Below are 17886 nucleotides of genomic sequence, written 5' to 3'. Positions count from 1 at the left end.
ATTCGAGCTTTCCACTCCCGTCACGGTGCGTCCATACGAAGGACGCGATCGCGCCGCCCACCAGCGGCGCGCCGGATCCACCGCGGGGGTCCGGGTGCCCGCCCCTCAGCCACGTGCGCGCGTGACTACGATGGGCCAGCCGGTGGCCAGCAGGGGCCATGCGGCGACACCGACCCTCGGGAAGGCCATGCTGAACAAGTACGCGCGTGCATTCTTCACGCGTGTCCTCACACCGTTCGCCGCGTTTCTCATCCGGCTGGGCGTCAGCCCCGACGCCGTCACGCTCATCGGCACCGCCGGTGTGGTCGCGGGCGCGCTGGTCTTCTACCCCATGGGCGAGTTCTTCTGGGGCACGGTCGTGATCACACTCTTCGTGTTCTCCGACCTCGTCGACGGAAACATGGCCCGCCAGCTCGGCCGCTCCAGCCGCTGGGGCGCCTTCCTGGACTCCACGCTCGACCGGGTCGCCGACGGCGCGATCTTCGCCGGCTTCATCCTCTGGTACGCCGGGGGCGGCGACGACCTCGTCCTGTGCGCCGTCTCGATCTTCTGCCTGGCCAGCGGCCAGGTGGTGTCGTACACCAAGGCGCGCGGGGAGTCGATCGGGCTGCCGGTCGCCGTCAACGGGCTGGTCGAGCGGGCCGAGCGGCTGGTGATCTCGCTGGTCGCGGCCGGGCTCGCGGGCCTGCACGCGTTCGGTGTGCCCGGCATCCAGTACCTGCTGCCCGTCGCCCTGTGGATCGTCGCCGTGGGCAGCCTCGTCACGCTGATCCAGCGGGTCGTCACGGTCCGCCGGGAGTCCGCCGAGGCCGAGGCTGCCGCGCGGGACAATGAGGGCGAGCAGCACAACGCCTCTCACGGGAGCGAGGCGGCCACGTGAGCGCACAGGACCGGGTGACGGACGCGCTGTACGGCCTCGGCTGGAGCACCGTCAGGAAGCTCCCCGAGCCGGTCGCCGCACGGCTCGGGCAGACCATCGCCGATCTCGCGTGGAAACAGCGCGGCAAGGGCGTCCAGCGCCTGGAGAGCAACTACGCGCGCGTGGTGCCCGACGCCGGCCCCGAGCGGCTGGCCGAGCTCTCCCGCGCGGGCATGCGCTCCTACCTGCGCTACTGGATGGAGTCCTTCCGGCTCCCCGCCTGGAGCAAGGAGCGGATCAAGGGCGGCTTCGACCCCAAGGACCTGCACTACCTCACCGAGGGCATGGCCGCCGGCAAGGGCGTGATACTCGCCCTGCCGCACCTTGGCAACTGGGATCTCGCCGGCGCCTGGGTCACCACCGAGCTGGGCATCCCGTTCACGACCGTCGCCGAGCGCCTGAAGCCGGAGACGCTGTACGACCGGTTCGTCGCGTACCGCGAGAGCCTCGGCATGGAGGTCCTGCCGCACAGCGGCGGCACCGCCTTCGGCACCCTGGCCCGGCGGCTGCGCGACGGCGGTCTGGTCTGCCTGGTCGCCGACCGCGACCTCTCCGCCTCCGGGGTCGAGGTCGACTTCTTCGGCGACACCGCCCGGATGCCGGCCGGACCCGCCTTGCTCGCCCAGCAGACGGGCGCCCTGCTGCTCCCCGTCACGCTCTGGTACGACGACTCGCCCGTGATGCGGGGCCGCCTCCACCCGCCCGTCGAGGTGCCCGAGTCAGGCACGCGCGCCGAGAAGACGTCTGTGATGGCACAGGCGCTGGCCGACGCCTTCGCCTCGGGGATCGCCGACCATCCGGAGGACTGGCACATGCTGCAGCGCCTGTGGCTCGCTGACCTCGATCCAGCGAAGGGATCCACGTGAGGATCGGCATCGTCTGCCCGTACTCCTGGGACGTACCGGGCGGCGTCCAGTTCCACATCCGTGACCTGGCCGAATACTTCATCCGCCTCGGCCACGAGGTGTCCGTCCTCGCCCCGGCGGACGACGACACTCCGCTGCCGCCGTACGTCGTCTCGGCCGGGCGGGCGGTGCCGGTGCCGTACAACGGCTCGGTGGCCCGGCTGAACTTCGGCTTCCTCTCGGCGGCCCGGGTGCGCCGGTGGCTGCACGACGGCGCGTTCGACGTCATCCACATCCACGAGCCGACCTCGCCCTCGCTGGGCCTGCTGACCTGCTGGGCGGCGCAGGGCCCGATCGTCGCCACGTTCCACACGTCCAACCCGCGCTCCCGGGCCATGATCGCCGCGTACTCGATCCTCCAGGCGGCTCTGGAGAAGATCAGCGCACGGATCGCGGTGAGCGAGTACGCCCGGCGCACCCTCGTGGAGCACCTCGGCGGGGACGCGGTGGTGATCCCGAACGGTGTCGATGTCGACTTCTTCGCCGAGGCCGAGCCCAAGGCCGAGTGGCAGGGCGACACGATCGGCTTCGTCGGGCGCATCGACGAGCCCCGCAAGGGCCTGCCGGTGCTCATGAAGGCCCTGCCGAAGATCCTCGCCGCCCGCCCGCAGACCCGGCTGCTGGTCGCGGGGCGCGGCGACGAGGTGGAGGCAGTGGAGACTCTGCCGGCCGAGCTGCGCTCCCGCGTGGAGTTCCTCGGCATGGTCAGCGACGAGGACAAGGCGCGTTTCCTGCGCAGCGTCGACCTGTACGTCGCGCCCAACACCGGTGGCGAGAGCTTCGGCATCATCCTGGTCGAGGCCATGTCCGCCGGTGCCCCCGTCCTCGCCTCCGACCTGGACGCCTTCGCGCAGGTCCTGGACCGGGGGGCGGCCGGGGAGCTGTTCCCGAACGAGGACGCCGACGCCCTCGCCGACGCGGCCGTCCGGCTGCTGGCGGACCCGGAGCGCCGCGCGGAGCTGCGCGAGCGGGGGAGCGCCCATGTGCGGCGCTTCGACTGGTCGACCGTCGGCGCGGACATCCTGTCCGTCTACGAGACGGTGACGGCGGGCGCGGCGGCGGTGGCCGAGGACGACCGGGTGACGGGGCTGCGGGCCAGACTGGGGTTCGCCCGGGACTGAGGCCGGACGGACGGATTCCGCCCGCAGACCGACACCGCGGCGGCCTCGTGCGCCGCGGTGTCGGTCGCCGGAGCCCGGCCCTGCCGACCCGGAGGGCCAGGCCGATCCGGAGCCCGCCACTGCCGACCCGGAGGGCCAGGCCGATCCGGAGCCCGCCCCGGCCGAGCCGAAGGGCGGCTCCGCCGGGGCGGGGTGAACCGGGAGGCCGGCCGGGCCGCTAGCCTTGCCGCCCGTGACCACCACTCTCATCTGGATCGCCGTCGCCCTGGTCGCGATCGGGCTGTATCTCAGCTGGACCGCCGGCCGGCTCGACCGTCTCCACGCCCGGATCGACGCCGCCCGGGCCGCCCTGGACGCGCAGCTGCTGCGCCGGGCCTCGGTGGCGCAGGAACTCGCGACCTCGGGAGTCCTGGACCCGGCCGCCTCGATCGTGCTCTACGAGGCCGCGCACGCCGCCCGCCAGGCGGAGGAGGAACAGCGGGAGGTCGCCGAGAGCGAGCTGAGCCAGGCGCTGCGAGCTGTCTTCGCGGAGGCCCAGCAACTGGAGGCCGTGCGGGAGGCACCCGGGGGAGAGGAGGCCGCGACCGAGCTCGTACAGGCGGTGCGGCGCGTCCCCATGGCCCGCCGGTTCCACAACGATGCCGTACGCGCGGCTCGGGCGCTGCGCCGCCATCGCAAGGTCCGCTGGTTCCGCCTCGCGGGCCACGCGCCGTTCCCGATGGCCTTCGAGATGGACGACGAACCACCGGCCGCGCTGGCCGACCGCGCGGGCTCCTGACGGCGGGACATCCCCGCCGCCGCAGTGCGAAAACGATCCACCGGCTTCTCATTGGCCCTTGCTGTGGCCTGGTCCCCTCACGTTTCCTCGGTGCTGCACAAAACCCCTCTTTCCCAGCAGTGAGGTCACCCGTGTCCATCTCCGAAAACCAGGCTCCCGAGACCGGCACCGCCCGTGTGAAGCGCGGCATGGCCGAGCAGCTCAAGGGCGGCGTCATCATGGACGTCGTCACGCCGGAGCAGGCGAAGATCGCCGAGGACGCGGGCGCCGTCGCCGTCATGGCCCTGGAGCGGGTCCCGGCCGACATCCGCAAGGACGGCGGCGTGGCCCGTATGTCCGACCCGGACATGATCGAGGGCATCATCGACGCCGTCTCCATCCCGGTCATGGCCAAGTCCCGCATCGGCCACTTCGTCGAGGCCCAGGTGCTGCAGTCCCTCGGCGTCGACTACATCGACGAGTCCGAGGTCCTCACCCCGGCCGACGAGGTCAACCACAGCGACAAGTTCGCCTTCACCACCCCCTTCGTCTGCGGCGCCACCAACCTGGGCGAGGCCCTGCGCCGCATCGCCGAGGGTGCCGCGATGATCCGCTCCAAGGGCGAGGCCGGCACCGGCAACGTCGTCGAGGCCGTCCGCCACCTGCGCCAGATCAAGAACGAGATCGCCCGCCTGCGCGGCTACGACAACAACGAGCTGTACGCCGCCGCCAAGGACCTGCGTGCTCCGTACGAGCTGGTCAAGGAGGTCTCCGAGCTGGGCAAGCTGCCGGTCGTGCTGTTCTCCGCCGGCGGTGTCGCCACCCCGGCCGATGCGGCCCTGATGCGCCAGCTCGGCGCCGAGGGCGTCTTCGTCGGCTCCGGCATCTTCAAGTCCGGCGACCCGGCCAAGCGCGCCGCCGCCATCGTGAAGGCCACCACCTTCTACGACGACCCGAAGATCGTCGCCGACGCGTCCCGCAACCTCGGCGAGGCCATGGTCGGCATCAACTGCGACACCCTCCCCGAGACCGAGCGCTACGCCAACCGCGGCTGGTAAGGCACAGGAACCCATGAGCGACACCCCCGTCATAGGCGTCCTGGCCCTCCAGGGCGACGTACGGGAGCACCTCGTCGCCCTGGCCGCGGCCGATGCCGTGGCCAGGCCGGTGCGGCGCCCCGAAGAGCTCGCCGAGGTGGACGGCCTCGTCATCCCCGGCGGCGAGTCCACCACCATCTCGAAGCTGGCCGTCCTGTTCGGCCTGATGGACCCGCTCCGCGCCCGCGTGCGGGACGGCCTGCCCGTCTACGGCACCTGCGCCGGCATGATCATGCTCGCCGACAAGATCCTCGACCCGCGTTCGGGCCAGGAGACCATCGGCGGCATCGACATGATCGTGCGCCGCAACGCCTTCGGCCGGCAGAACGAGTCCTTCGAGGCGGCCGTCGACGTCGAGGGCGTCGAGGGCGCCCCGGTGGAGGGCGTTTTCATCCGCGCCCCCTGGGTCGAGTCCGTCGGCGCCGCGGCCGAGGTGCTCGCCGAGCACGACGGCCATATCGTCGCGGTCCGCCAGGGCGTGGCCCTGGCCACGTCGTTCCACCCGGAACTGACCGGCGACCACCGTGTGCACGGCCTGTTCGTGGACATGGTGCGCGCGAACCGTACAGCCGAGTCCTTGTAGGATTCCTGCGTTCGTTGCTGAGATGGGTTACGCGAAGGAGACAGGCAGATGTCCGGCCACTCTAAATGGGCCACGACTAAGCACAAGAAGGCCGTGATCGATGCCAAGCGCGGCAAGCTCTTCGCGAAGCTGATCAAGAACATCGAGGTCGCGGCGCGCATGGGCGGCGTCGACATCGAGGGCAATCCGACGCTGTACGACGCCATCCAGAAGGCGAAGAAGCAGTCGGTCCCGAACAAGAACATCGACTCCGCGGTCAAGCGCGGCGGTGGCCTCGAGGCCGGCGGCGCCGACTACGAGACGATCATGTACGAGGGCTACGGCCCGAACGGCGTCGCGGTGCTCATCGAGTGCCTCACCGACAACCGCAACCGCGCCGCCTCGGACGTCCGCGTCGCCATGACCCGCAACGGCGGCTCCATGGCCGACCCGGGCTCGGTGTCGTACATGTTCAGCCGCAAGGGCGTCGTCATCGTCCCCAAGGGCGAGCTGTCCGAGGACGACGTCCTCACCGCCGTCCTGGACGCCGGCGCCGAGGAGGTCAACGACCTCGGTGAGTCCTTCGAGGTCATCAGCGAGGCCACCGACCTGGTCGCGGTCCGCACCGCCCTCCAGGAAGCCGGCATCGACTACGACTCCGCCGACTCCAGCTTCGTGCCGTCCGTCCAGGTCGAGCTGGACGAGGAAGGCGCCAAGAAGATCTTCAAGCTGATCGACGCGCTCGAGGACAGCGACGACGTGCAGAACGTCTTCGCCAACTTCGACGTCAGCGACGAGATCATGGAGAAGGTCGACGCGTAACGCTGCCGCGAACCGAGCGGACGACGGCGGGCCGGTGGGACACACCCCACCGGCCCGCCGCCGTTGTCGGTGGCAGCAGATAGCCTGCACAAACAGGCGATCGAACTGAGGGGGCGGGGTGCGGGTACTCGGGGTGGATCCGGGACTGACGCGATGCGGTGTCGGGGTCGTCGAGGGCGTCGCGGGGCGGCCGTTGACGATGCTCGGCGTCGGCGTCGTACGCACGCCCGCGGACGCCGAGTTGGGAGCGCGGCTGGTCGCCGTCGAGCAGGGCATCGAGCAGTGGCTGGACGAGTGCCAGCCCGAATTCGTCGCCGTGGAGCGGGTGTTCAGCCAGCACAACGTGCGTACGGTCATGGGCACCGCCCAGGCCAGCGCCGTCGCCACGCTCTGCGCCGCCCGCCGCGGCATCCCCGTCGCCCTGCACACTCCGAGCGAGGTCAAGGCCGCCGTCACCGGCTCGGGCCGCGCCGACAAGGCACAGGTCGGCGCCATGGTCACCCGCCTGCTGCGGCTCAGCGCCCCGCCCAAGCCGGCCGACGCCGCCGACGCCCTCGCGCTCGCCATCTGCCACATCTGGCGCGCCCCCGCGCAGAACCGACTCCAGCAGGCCGTCGCCCTGCACACTTCGAAAGGCCGTACGGCATGATCGCCTTCGTCAGCGGCCCGGTCGCCGCCCTCGCCCCCGACTCCGCGGTGGTCGAGGTGGGCGGGATCGGCATCGCGGTCCAGTGCACGCCCAACACACTCTCCGGGCTCCGCATGGGACAGCAGACCAAGCTCGCCACCTCCCTCGTCGTCCGCGAGGACTCGCTGACCCTGTACGGCTTCGCCGACGACGACGAGCGCCAGACCTTCGAGCTGCTCCAGACCGCGAGCGGCGTCGGCCCGCGCCTGGCCCAGGCGATGCTCGCGGTGCACTCGCCCGACGCCCTGCGCAGAGCCGTCGCGACGGCCGACGAGAAGGCGCTCACCGCCGTACCCGGCATCGGCAGGAAGGGTGCCCAGAAGCTGCTCCTGGAACTGAAGGACCGGCTCGGCGAACCGCTCGGCGCCCCGGCTGTCGGTACGCCCGTCAGCGCCGGCGGCTGGCGCGACCAGCTGCACGCGGCCCTGATCGGCCTCGGGTACGCGACCCGGGAGGCCGACGAGGCCGTGACCGCCGTGGCTCCGCAGGCCGAGGCCGCCGAGGGCGCTCCGCAGGTCGGCCAGTTGCTGAAGGCCGCCCTCCAGACCCTGAACCGCGCCCGCTGAACCCCCACACACCGAGGCACATCATGAACTGGGACGACACCACCGACGCCCCCGCCGCCGAGCGGCTCGTCGGCGCGGCAGCCGACGGTGAGGACCAGGCCGTCGAGGCCGCCCTGCGCCCCAAGGACCTGGACGAGTTCATCGGCCAGGAGAAGGTCCGCGAACAGCTCGACCTCGTCCTGCGCGCCGCACGCGCGCGTGGCGCCACCGCCGACCATGTGCTGCTCTCCGGCGCCCCCGGCCTCGGCAAGACCACCCTGTCGATGATCATCGCGGCCGAGATGGGCGCCCCCATCCGCATCACCTCGGGCCCGGCCATCCAGCACGCGGGCGACCTCGCGGCGATCCTCTCCTCCCTCCAGGAGGGCGAGGTCCTCTTCCTCGACGAGATCCACCGCATGTCCCGGCCCGCCGAGGAGATGCTGTACATGGCGATGGAGGACTTCCGCGTCGACGTCATCGTCGGCAAGGGCCCGGGAGCCACCGCCATCCCCCTGGAGCTGCCCCCGTTCACCCTGGTCGGCGCCACCACGCGCGCGGGACTGCTGCCGCCCCCGCTGCGCGACCGCTTCGGCTTCACCGCGCACATGGAGTTCTACGAACCGGCCGAACTGGAGCGGGTCATCCACCGCTCGGCGAGTCTCCTGGAGGTCGAGGTCGAGCCGGAGGGCGCCGCCGAGATCGCCGGCCGCTCCCGCGGCACCCCCCGCATCGCCAACCGCCTGCTGCGCCGCGTCCGGGACTACGCCCAGGTCAAGGCCGACGGGCTGATCACCAAGGACATCGCGGCGGCCGCCCTCGCCGTCTACGAGGTGGACGAGCGCGGCCTCGACCGCCTCGACCGCGGTGTGCTGGAAGCCCTGCTCAAGCTGTTCGGCGGCGGCCCGGTCGGCCTGTCCACGCTCGCTGTCGCGGTGGGGGAGGAGCGTGAGACGGTGGAAGAGGTCGCCGAGCCCTTCCTGGTACGGGAGGGCCTGCTGGCCCGCACCCCGCGCGGCCGGGTCGCCACGCCTGCCGCATGGGCGCATCTCGGCCTCACCCCGCCCCGCTCCCAGACCGGTGGAAACGGACAACAGGACCTGTTCGGGGCGTGACGGCGCCGTCACCGTTCCGAGACGGCGAGGCCAGTGGCCGCGGCAGGAACCCCGGTGCCATGCTGAGCGTTGTTCCATGCGCGCGGACTCGCTTAGACTCCGCCGATGCCGTCTTTGTCGGCGGCGTACATACCCCCAACCATCTGGCCGCTCACAGCGCGGTCGTGTGAAGGAAGTACCGACCGTGAGTCTCCTGACCCTCCTCCCGTTCATTGTGCTCATCGGGGCCATGTTCCTCATGACCCGGTCGGCCAAGAAGAAGCAGCAGCAGGCCGTGGACATGCGGAACCAGATGCAGCCCGGCAGCGGCGTCCGCACCATCGGGGGCATCTACGCCACGGTCAAGGAAGTGAACGAGGACACCGTCCTCGTCGACGCCGGCCCGGGCGTCGAGCTCCTCTTCGCCAAGAACGCCATCGGTGCCGTGCTCAGCGACGACGAGTACAACCGCGTCGTCCACGGCGTCGAGCACGACCTGAAGTCCGACGCCGACATCGTCCCGGACGACGCCTCCTCCCTCACCGAGACCGACGACTCCGCCGCCGACGCCGGCGATGACGACAAGGCCGTCGACCTCGGCAAGAAGGACGCGGCCGACGAGCCGGCCGGCGACGACGCCCAGGCCGATGACACCCCGGCCGCCGAGGCGAAGACGGACGCAGAGCCGAAGAAGACCGACGGCGACTCCGAGCCGAAGTAGTCGTTTCCCGGGGTGCGCGGGTCCGGCCCGCGCGCCCCGGGACACGCCCAGCTCGCACGGAGTCCCGACACCATGTCATGGCCGCCCGTCCGCCGATCCGGAGCGAGGTGGCCCGAGAGGGAGTACGAGAAGGTGGCCACACCTAAAAAGGGCCGGAGCGCGAGCACCCAGAGCAAGCCGGGTCGCTCGCTGGTCCTGATTCTGATCGCCCTCGTGGCGCTCACCGGTGGGATGTTCGCTTCGGGGCACACGAAACCACGTCTCGGCATCGACCTGGCCGGCGGCACGAGCATCACGCTCCGCGCGGTCCCCGAAGCCGGCAACGAGGCGGCCATCAACAAGACCAACATGGACACCGCCGTCTCCATCATGGAACGACGTGTCAACGGTCTTGGCGTCTCGGAGTCCGAGGTCCAGACGCAGGGCCGGGAAAACATCATCGTCAACATCCCCAAGGGGACGAACTCCGAGCAGGCCCGCAAGCAGGTCGGCACCACCGCCAAGCTCTACTTCCGCCCCGTCCTCGCCACCGAGGTCGCCGGCGGCAAGGGCACGGCCAGCCCCTCCCCGAGCCCCACCGGCAGCCCCTCGGACAAGCCGTCCGGCAAGGCCACCGACAAGCCCGAGGCCACCGACAAGGACTCCGCCTCCCCGTCGCCCACCACGCAGGGCCGCGCGGTCACCGACGCGCTGAAGGCCGACGCCACACCGTCGGCGAGCGCCTCGGACGACAAGGCCAAGGCCAGCCCCTCCCCGTCGGCGAGCGGCGGCTCCGCCGAGGCCGAGGCGAGCGCGCTGCAGGCGAAGTACGCCAAGCTCGACTGCACCAACGAGAAGACCCGCTCCACCGTGGGCGACGGCGTCAAGGCCTCCGAGATGACCCTGGCCTGCGGCAAGAACTCGCAGGGCCAGTGGCAGAAGTACATCCTCGGCCCCGCCGAGGTCGACGGCACGGACGTGGACAAGGCCCAGGCCGTCCTGAACACACAGACCGGTGCGGGCTGGACGGTCACGATGGACTTCACGGACGGCGGCGCCAAGAAGTTCGCGAACATCACCGGCAAGCTGGCGCAGAACCAGTCGCCGCAGAACCAGTTCGCGATCGTCCTGGACGGCGACGTGGTCTCCGACCCGTACGTCCGGCAGGCCCTGACCGGCGGCAACGCCGAGATCTCCGGCAACTTCAACCAGCAGTCCGCCCAGGACCTCTCCAACATGCTGTCCTACGGCGCGCTGCCGCTGACCTTCAAGGTCGACAGCATGACGACCGTGACCGCGGCGCTGGGTGGTGACCAGCTGCAGGCCGGGCTGATCGCCGGCGCCATCGGTCTCGCGCTGGTCGTCATCTACCTGCTGGCGTACTACCGCGGCCTGTCGTTCATCGCGCTCCTCTCGCTGCTGGTCTCCGCGGCCCTCACCTACACGCTCATGGCCCTGCTCGGCCCGGCCATCGGCTTCGCGCTGAACCTGCCGGCCGTGTGCGGCGCCATCGTCGCCATCGGCATCACCGCGGACTCGTTCATCGTGTACTTCGAACGCGTCCGTGACGAGATCCGCGAGGGCCGCTCCCTGCGCCCCGCCGTCGAGCGGGCCTGGCCGCGCGCCCGGCGCACCATCCTGGTCTCCGACTTCGTGTCGTTCCTCGCCGCCGCGGTGCTGTTCGCCGTCACCGTCGGCAAGGTCCAGGGCTTCGCGTTCACGCTCGGCCTGACCACCCTGCTCGACGTGGTCGTCGTGTTCCTCTTCACCAAGCCGCTGCTGACACTGATGGCCCGCCGCCCGTTCTTCGCGAACGGCCACAAGTGGTCCGGCCTCGACCCGAAGAGCCTGGGCGCCCAGCCGCCGCTGCGCCGTACCCGCCGCCCCGCCGGCCCTGTCGACCCGAAGGAGGCCTGAGATGTCGAAACTCGGCAACCTCGGCGCCCGACTCCACCGCGGCGAGGTCGGCTACGACTTCGTCAAAAACCGCAAGATCTGGTACGGCGTCTCGATCCTGATCACCATCCTGGCCATCGCCGGCCTGGCGGTGCGCGGCCTGAACATGGGCATCGAGTTCCAGGGCGGCGCGGTCTTCAACACCCCGAAGAACACCAGCGCCTCGGTGTCCCAGGCCGAGCGGTACGCGGAGGAGGCCTCCGGCCACGACGCGATCGTCCAGAAGCTCGGCGACGGCAGCATGCGCATCCAGGTCGCCGGAATCGACACCGGCGCGGCGAACGACATCAAGAACACGCTCGCCGACGACCTCAAGATCGACTCGGAGCAGATCAACGCCGAGCTGGTCGGCCCCAGCTGGGGTGAGCAGATCGCCAACAAGGCCTGGCAGGGCCTCGGCATCTTCCTGATCCTCGTGGTGATCTATCTGGCGATCGCCTTCGAGTGGCGCATGGCCATCGCCGCCTTCGTCGCACTGATCCACGACATCACCATCACGGTCGGTATCTACGCCCTCGTCGGCTTCGAGGTCACGCCCGGCACGGTGATCGGTCTGCTCACGATCCTCGGCTACTCGCTCTACGACACGGTCGTGGTCTTCGACAGCCTCAAGGAACAGACCAAGGACATCACCAAGCAGACCCGCTGGACCTACAGCGACGTCGCCAACCGCTCGATCAACAGCACCCTGGTCCGCTCGATCAACACCACGGTGGTCGCGCTGCTGCCGGTCGCGGGCCTGCTGTTCATCGGTGGCGGTGTCCTCGGCGCCGGCATGCTCAACGACATCTCGCTGTCGCTGTTCGTCGGTCTCGCCGCCGGTGCGTACTCCTCGATCTTCATCGCCACGCCGCTCGTCGCCGACCTCAAGGAGCGCGAGCCGCAGATGAAGGCCCTGAAGAAGCGCGTCCTGGCCAAGCGGGCCGCCAAGGGTGAGACCCCCCAGGCGGAGACCGGGGACGAGTCCTACGCCGACGAGCCCGAGGACGTCGCTCCGGCCGTCGTCGGCCCGCGCAACCAGCCGGCGTCCCGCAACCGCGGCCGGGGCCGCCCCTCGGGGAAGCGCCGATGACCGACATCAAGGAACTGCTGCTCAGCCGCATCAGGGACGTGGCCGACTATCCGGAGCCGGGCGTGATGTTCAAGGACATCACCCCGCTCCTGGCGGACCCGGCGGCGTTCACCGCGCTCACCGACGCTCTCGCCGAGATCGCCGTGGAGGCCGGTGCCACCAAGATCGTCGGCCTCGAGGCCCGCGGCTTCATCCTCGGCGCCCCGGTCGCCGTCCGCGCCGGCCTCGGCTTCATCCCCGTACGCAAGGCGGGCAAGCTCCCCGGAGCCACCCTCGGCCAGGCCTACGACCTGGAGTACGGCTCGGCCGAGATCGAGGTGCACGCCGAGGACCTGGTCGCCGACGACCGCGTCCTGATCGTCGACGACGTCCTCGCCACCGGCGGCACCGCCGAGGCCTCGGTCCAGCTCATCCGCCGGGCCGGAGCCGAGGTCGCCGGTCTCGCCGTCCTCATGGAGCTCGGATTCCTCAGCGGCCGGGCCCGTCTGGAGCCGGCTCTGCGCGGAGCCCCGCTGAAGGCGCTGCTCACGGTCTGACCAGCCCACAGCGGCCCGGTGGACACCGGCACGACACCGCGGAGGCGGGCCCGGAGGAATCCGGTGCCCGCCTCTCACGTTCCCTGGGTAGACGGTCCTCACATTGGCCTGAAGGCGATCCCGGGGCACAGGATCGCTACCATGGGGTCTCCGGAGCCTGACCGGGGGACCCGGAACGCGCACGAGGAGCCCTCTTGTCAGACGAGGCCCAGCACCTGACCGCCGCCAAGCCCGAGTCCGCCTCGGCAGCGGCCAAGCCCGCGCCGAACGCGCCGCACGCGAAGAACGACACCCGCGGGCCGGTCGAGCACGCCCAGTCGGCGCCCGTCGACAAGACCGCCGAGCAGTCGCGCCCCAAGCCGGCCCCTCCCGCGGTGCGCCAGGCCGGCGGCCAGCCCGCCCGCACCGGCTCCTCCAACCGCGTCCGTGCCCGCCTCGCCCGCCTCGGCGTCCAGCGCGCCAACCCGTACAACCCCGTGCTGGAGCCCTTGCTGCGCATAGTGCGCAGCAACGACCCGAAGATCGAGACGGCGACGCTCCGCCAGATCGAGAAGGCCTACCAGGTCGCCGAGCGCTGGCACCGCGGCCAGAAGCGCAAGAGCGGCGACCCCTACATCACGCACCCCCTCGCCGTGACCACGATCCTCGCCGAGCTGGGCATGGATCCGGCCACGCTGATGGCCGGCCTGCTGCACGACACGGTCGAGGACACCGAGTACGGCCTGGACGACCTGCGCCGTGACTTCGGCGACGTCGTCACCCTCCTCGTCGACGGCGTCACCAAGCTGGACAAGGTCAAGTTCGGCGAGGCGGCCCAGGCCGAGACCGTGCGCAAGATGGTCGTCGCCATGGCCAAGGACCCGCGCGTCCTGGTCATCAAGCTCGCCGACCGCCTGCACAACATGCGCACCATGCGCTACCTCAAGCGCGAGAAGCAGGAGAAGAAGGCGCGCGAGACCCTGGAGATCTACGCGCCGCTCGCCCATCGCCTCGGCATGAACACCATCAAGTGGGAGCTGGAGGATCTCGCCTTCGCGATCCTCTACCCCAAGATGTACGACGAGATCGTACGGCTGGTGGCCGAGCGGGCACCGAAGCGTGACGAATACCTGGCCATAGTCACCGACGAGGTCCAGCAGGACCTGCGGGCGGCCCGCATCAAGGCGACCGTCACCGGCCGCCCCAAGCACTACTACAGCGTCTACCAGAAGATGATCGTCCGCGGCCGTGACTTCGCGGAGATCTACGACCTGGTGGGCATCCGCGTCCTCGTGGACACGGTCCGCGACTGCTACGCGGCCCTCGGCACGGTGCACGCGCGATGGAACCCGGTCCCCGGCCGGTTCAAGGACTACATCGCGATGCCCAAGTTCAACATGTACCAGTCGCTGCACACGACGGTCATCGGCCCCGGCGGCAAGCCCGTCGAACTGCAGATCCGCACCTTCGACATGCACCGCCGCGCCGAGTACGGCATCGCCGCGCACTGGAAGTACAAGCAGGAGGCCGTCGCCGGCGCCTCGAAGGTGCGCACGGACGCACCCAAGTCCTCCGGCAAGGACAAGGACGCCATCAACGACATGGCGTGGCTGCGGCAGCTCCTGGACTGGCAGAAGGAGACCGAGGACCCGGGCGAGTTCCTGGAGTCCCTGCGCTTCGACCTCTCCCGCAACGAGGTCTTCGTCTTCACCCCCAAGGGCGACGTCATAGCGCTCCCGGCCAGTGCCACCCCGGTGGACTTCGCGTACGCCGTCCACACCGAGGTCGGCCACCGCACCATCGGTGCCCGGGTGAACGGCCGCCTGGTGCCCCTCGAGTCCACCCTCGACAACGGCGACCTGGTCGAGGTCTTCACCTCCAAGGCGTCCGGCGCCGGCCCCTCCCGCGACTGGCTCGGCTTCGTCAAGTCACCGCGCGCCCGCAACAAGATCCGGGCCTGGTTCTCCAAGGAGCGCCGCGACGAGGCGATCGAGCAGGGCAAGGACGCCATCGTCCGCGCGATGCGCAAGCAGAACCTGCCGATCCAGCGCATCCTGACCGGCGACTCCCTGGTGACCCTCGCGCACGAGATGCGCTACGCCGACATCTCCGCGCTGTACGCGGCGATCGGCGAGGGCCATGTCTCCGCGCAGAACATCGTGCAGAAGCTCGTCCAGGCCCTCGGCGGCGAGGAGGCCGCCACCGAGGAGATCGACGAGTCGGTCCCGCCGGCCCGCGGACGCAGCCGCAAACGCCGCTCCAGCGCCGACCCGGGCGTCGTCGTGAAGGGCGTCGATGACGTGTGGGTCAAGCTGGCCCGCTGCTGTACGCCCGTCCCCGGCGACCCCATCATCGGCTTCGTGACCCGCGGTAGTGGTGTATCGGTTCACCGCAACGACTGCGTGAACGTGGAGTCACTGTCCCGCGAGCCCGAGCGCATCCTCGAGGTGGAGTGGGCGCCCACCCAGTCCTCGGTCTTCCTGGTCGCCATCCAGGTCGAGGCCCTGGACCGCTCCCGGCTGCTGTCGGACGTCACCCGCGTGCTGTCCGACCAGCACGTCAACATCCTCTCCGCGGCCGTCCAGACCTCCCGCGACCGCGTCGCCACCTCCCGCTTCACCTTCGAGATGGGCGACCCGAAGCATCTCGGCCATGTGCTGAAGGCGGTCCGGGGGGTGGAGGGCGTCTACGACGTGTACCGGGTGACGTCGGCGCGCAGCAGGTCGTGACGACCACGCGAAAGAGCACGTGAAAGAGGGCCCCGTACGGCAGGTACGGGGCCCTCTTCCGCGACCGGCTGATCAGCCTCCGAACTCCTGCAGGCCCTTCTGCGCCTGGTCCAGCAGCGCCTGGCGGCCCTCGAGCTCACGCTCGAGCTTGTCGGCCTTGGCGTTGTTGCCCTGCGCACGGGCCTGCTCGATCTGACCCCGCAGCTTGTCCACGGCGGCCTGGAGCTGGCCGGTCAGACCCTCGGCACGCGCGCGTGCCTCCGGGTTCGTACGGCGCCACTCGGCCTCCTCGGACTCCTGGAGGGCCCGCTCGACGGCGTGCATCCGGCCCTCGACCTTCGGCCGCGCGTCGCGCGGCACATGGCCGATGGCCTCCCAGCGCTCGTTGACGGAACGGAACGCGGCCCGGGCCGCCTTCAGGTCCGTGATCGGCAGGAGCTTCTCGGCCTCCTCGGCCAGCTCCTCCTTGAGCTTCAGGTTCTCCGCCTGCTCGGCGTCCCGCTCGGCGAAGACCGAGCTGCGGGCCGCGAAGAAGACGTCCTGGGCGCCGCGGAAGCGGTTCCACAGATCGTCCTCGTGCTCACGCTGCGCACGGCCGGCGGCCTTCCACTCGGCCATCAGCTCGCGATAGCGGGCCGCCGTCACACCCCAGTCCGTCGAGTTCGACAGCGCCTCGGCCTCGGAGACCAGCCGTTCCTTGGTCCGCCGCGCCTCCTCGCGCTGGGCGTCCAGCTGCGCGAAGTGCTGCTTGCGCCGCTTGGAGAACGCCGACCGCGCGTGCGAGAACCGGTGCCACAGGTCGTCGTCGGACTTGCGGTCCAGCCGCGGCAGGCCCTTCCAGGTGTCCACCAGGGCCCGCAGCCGCTCACCGGCCGCCCGCCACTGGTCGGACTGCGACAGCTCCTCCGCCTCGGCGACCAGCGCCTCCTTGGACTTGCGCGCCTCGTCGGACTGCCTCGCCCGCTGCGCCTTGCGCTCCTCGCGGCGCGCCTCCACCTGTTCCACGAGCTTGTCCAGCCGGACCCGCAGGGCATCCAGGTCGCCCACCACGTGGTGCGCGTCGACCTGCTCCCGGATGTGGTCGATGGCGACCTGAGCGTCCTTCGCCGACAGGTCGGTGGTCTTCACTCGCTTCTCGAGGAGGCCGATCTCGACAACCAGGCCCTCGTACTTGCGCTCGAAATAGGCCAGCGCCTCCTCGGGGGAGCCTGCCTGCCAGGAACCGACGACCTGCTCGCCCTCGGCCGTACGCACGTACACGGTCCCCGTCTCGTCGACGCGGCCCCACGGGTCGCTGCTCACAGCGCCTCCTCCACATGATGCCTGCGAGGGGCCTCAGCACCCCCGGGCATCGTCCACAGTTTCGTCACGGCCAACATAGGCGACCGGCGGGGGGCGTGTCCGCATCCCGCGCGACCGAAATTTCGCAGTTGGGGGTCAGGATTCGCTGATCGTGGCCTTGTTGATCACGACCGTCGCATTGGGCGCCGTGTTGCCCGTCTGAGGGTCGGGGGCCTGCGCCCCGGCCTTGGCGATCTTCGTCAGGACCTTCATGCCCGCCTCGGACACCGTACCGAACGGTGTGTAGTCGGGCGGAAGCTGACTGTCCTGGTAGACGAGGAAGAACTGGCTGCCGCCGCTGTCCCGCCCCTGCTTCGTCTGGGCGTTGTACTGGTTCGCCATCGCGACCGTGCCCGCCGGGTACACCCCGCCCTTGAGGCTCTTGTCCTTGAGGTTCTCGTCCGGGATCGTGTAGCCCGGTCCGCCCATGCCGGTGCCCTGCGGGTCACCGCACTGCAGGACGTAGATGTTCTGGCTGGTGAGCCGGTGGCACTTGCTGTGGTCCAAGTACCCCTTGCCGAGAAGGTAGTTGAACGAGTTGACGGTGTGCGGCGCCGCCGACGCCTTCAGCGCGACGTCTATCTCACCGCACGTCGTGTCCAGCTTCATCGTGTACTTCGCCGACTCGTCGATCGACAGCGCCGGTTCCTTCTTCCAGGTCTCCGACTTGACCTTGCCCGCGGCGGGCTTCTCGCACGGGTCCGGGGCCTTGCTGGGAGTGGCGCTCGGCGTGACGTCCGCGTTCGCGTTCTCCGTCTTGCCGTCGTCCTCGAACGGCTTGGTCAGGAAGACCGTCACGGAGAGCACCACGACCACGCCGAGAACCGAGGCGATCACGGAGTTGCGGATACGGGCCTTGCGTCGAGCGTCCGTGCGTCGCTGCTGCTGCCGCAAGAACTTCTCCCGGGCGAGCTGACGCCGCCGCTGTTCCTGGCTGACCACCGGGTTCTCTCCTCATGGGTCTCGAACGTCGACCGGTACGCGTGCGTCCTGTGTGCCGACCGCCTGCGTGTGCCCCGTACCGTATATGGGTTCGCTGAGGAATCGGCAGCGCCGGTAGGCT

At 70.4% G+C, this 17886-nt stretch carries 17 protein-coding genes; 15 read left to right on the top strand and 2 right to left on the bottom strand.

Translation table 11 applies throughout. From position 1 onward, the window contains the following. The first annotated feature begins 130 nt into the window (after window positions 1-130). The 15 genes from pgsA to relA all read left to right on the top strand — a co-directional run bounded on the left by pgsA (window position 131) and on the right by relA (window position 15482). Window positions 131-880 carry a phosphatidylinositol phosphate synthase gene (pgsA, locus tag ACFT32_RS36075; RefSeq protein WP_382498120.1) on the top strand — a complete coding sequence of 250 codons (750 nt, stop codon included), beginning with the start codon at window positions 131-133 and terminating at the stop codon, window positions 878-880. Continuing rightward, complete coding sequence (locus ACFT32_RS36070; RefSeq protein WP_382497645.1) at window positions 877-1785, top strand: phosphatidylinositol mannoside acyltransferase; 909 nt, start codon at window positions 877-879, stop codon at window positions 1783-1785. Before pgsA ends, ACFT32_RS36070 begins: the two co-directional genes overlap by 4 nt. Beyond that, window positions 1782-2945, top strand: coding sequence for a glycosyltransferase family 4 protein (locus ACFT32_RS36065; protein WP_382497643.1), 1164 nt, complete (start codon window positions 1782-1784; stop codon window positions 2943-2945). Before ACFT32_RS36070 ends, ACFT32_RS36065 begins: the two co-directional genes overlap by 4 nt. 232 nt (window positions 2946-3177) lie before the next feature. Beyond that, on the top strand, window positions 3178-3723 hold the full coding sequence (locus ACFT32_RS36060; protein ID WP_382497642.1) for a hypothetical protein: 546 nt from the start codon (window positions 3178-3180) through the stop codon (window positions 3721-3723). Window positions 3724-3854: 131 nt separating this feature from the next. Continuing rightward, on the top strand, window positions 3855-4760 hold the full coding sequence (gene pdxS, locus ACFT32_RS36055; RefSeq protein WP_184597240.1) for a pyridoxal 5'-phosphate synthase lyase subunit PdxS: 906 nt from the start codon (window positions 3855-3857) through the stop codon (window positions 4758-4760). Between the two features lie 13 nt (window positions 4761-4773). After that, entirely contained in the window at window positions 4774-5382 is a 609-nt protein-coding gene (gene pdxT / locus ACFT32_RS36050; protein WP_193480226.1) for a pyridoxal 5'-phosphate synthase glutaminase subunit PdxT, read from the top strand. A gap of 48 nt (window positions 5383-5430) precedes the next feature. After that, window positions 5431-6183: a YebC/PmpR family DNA-binding transcriptional regulator gene (locus tag ACFT32_RS36045; RefSeq protein ID WP_382497640.1), complete on the top strand. Its 753-nt coding sequence runs from the start codon at window positions 5431-5433 to the stop codon at window positions 6181-6183. 118 nt (window positions 6184-6301) lie between these two features. After that, window positions 6302-6832 (top strand): crossover junction endodeoxyribonuclease RuvC, encoded by a 531-nt coding sequence (gene ruvC / locus ACFT32_RS36040; RefSeq protein WP_382497639.1) that lies wholly within the window; start codon window positions 6302-6304, stop codon window positions 6830-6832. Next, window positions 6829-7437, top strand: a complete 609-nt coding sequence (gene ruvA / locus ACFT32_RS36035; RefSeq protein ID WP_382497637.1) for a Holliday junction branch migration protein RuvA — start codon at window positions 6829-6831, stop codon at window positions 7435-7437. The genes ruvC and ruvA overlap by 4 nt, the downstream gene beginning before the upstream one ends. A 23-nt stretch (window positions 7438-7460) precedes the next feature. After that, window positions 7461-8531, top strand: coding sequence for a Holliday junction branch migration DNA helicase RuvB (gene ruvB, locus ACFT32_RS36030; RefSeq protein ID WP_382497635.1), 1071 nt, complete (start codon window positions 7461-7463; stop codon window positions 8529-8531). 184 nt (window positions 8532-8715) lie between these two features. Next, complete coding sequence (yajC, locus tag ACFT32_RS36025; protein WP_382497634.1) at window positions 8716-9231, top strand: preprotein translocase subunit YajC; 516 nt, start codon at window positions 8716-8718, stop codon at window positions 9229-9231. 132 nt (window positions 9232-9363) lie between these two features. Continuing rightward, window positions 9364-11127: a protein translocase subunit SecD gene (gene secD / locus ACFT32_RS36020; RefSeq protein ID WP_382497632.1), complete on the top strand. Its 1764-nt coding sequence runs from the start codon at window positions 9364-9366 to the stop codon at window positions 11125-11127. Window position 11128: 1 nt separating this feature from the next. After that, entirely contained in the window at window positions 11129-12238 is a 1110-nt protein-coding gene (gene secF / locus ACFT32_RS36015) for a protein translocase subunit SecF (RefSeq protein WP_382497631.1), read from the top strand. Then, window positions 12235-12774, top strand: a complete 540-nt coding sequence (locus tag ACFT32_RS36010) for an adenine phosphoribosyltransferase (protein ID WP_382497629.1) — start codon at window positions 12235-12237, stop codon at window positions 12772-12774. Before secF ends, ACFT32_RS36010 begins: the two co-directional genes overlap by 4 nt. 194 nt (window positions 12775-12968) lie before the next feature. Further along, window positions 12969-15482, top strand: a complete 2514-nt coding sequence (gene relA / locus ACFT32_RS36005) for a GTP pyrophosphokinase (protein WP_382497628.1) — start codon at window positions 12969-12971, stop codon at window positions 15480-15482. 72 nt (window positions 15483-15554) lie between these two features. On the opposite strand, the gene ACFT32_RS36000 is transcribed toward relA, so the two are convergent. Both ACFT32_RS36000 and ACFT32_RS35995 read right to left on the bottom strand, forming a co-directional pair. Next, window positions 15555-16784 (bottom strand): DUF349 domain-containing protein, encoded by a 1230-nt coding sequence (locus ACFT32_RS36000; protein ID WP_382497626.1) that lies wholly within the window; start codon window positions 16782-16784, stop codon window positions 15555-15557. A gap of 135 nt (window positions 16785-16919) precedes the next feature. Next, window positions 16920-17765, bottom strand: coding sequence for a peptidylprolyl isomerase (locus ACFT32_RS35995; RefSeq protein WP_382497624.1), 846 nt, complete (start codon window positions 17763-17765; stop codon window positions 16920-16922). Between the last annotated feature and the right edge of the window lie 121 nt (window positions 17766-17886).

The organism is Streptomyces sp. NPDC057002 (genome assembly GCF_042673825.1).
In the GTDB taxonomy this organism is placed as follows: Bacteria; Actinomycetota; Actinomycetes; order Streptomycetales; family Streptomycetaceae; genus Streptomyces.
This window is presented reverse-complemented; position numbering and strand designations above follow the sequence as displayed.

Bases quoted from the DNA above. Each gene is read 5' to 3' on its own strand.
- pgsA (WP_382498120.1), top strand. From the start codon at position 131: ATGGGCCAGCCGGTGGCCAGCAGGGGCCATGCGGCGACACCGACCCTC.
- pdxT (WP_193480226.1), top strand. From the start codon at position 4,774: ATGAGCGACACCCCCGTCATAGGCGTCCTGGCCCTCCAGGGCGACGTA.
- ACFT32_RS36045 (WP_382497640.1), top strand. From the start codon at position 5,431: ATGTCCGGCCACTCTAAATGGGCCACGACTAAGCACAAGAAGGCCGTG.
- ruvA (WP_382497637.1), top strand. From the start codon at position 6,829: ATGATCGCCTTCGTCAGCGGCCCGGTCGCCGCCCTCGCCCCCGACTCC.
- ruvB (WP_382497635.1), top strand. From the start codon at position 7,461: ATGAACTGGGACGACACCACCGACGCCCCCGCCGCCGAGCGGCTCGTC.
- secF (WP_382497631.1), top strand. From the start codon at position 11,129: ATGTCGAAACTCGGCAACCTCGGCGCCCGACTCCACCGCGGCGAGGTC.
- ACFT32_RS36010 (WP_382497629.1), top strand. From the start codon at position 12,235: ATGACCGACATCAAGGAACTGCTGCTCAGCCGCATCAGGGACGTGGCC.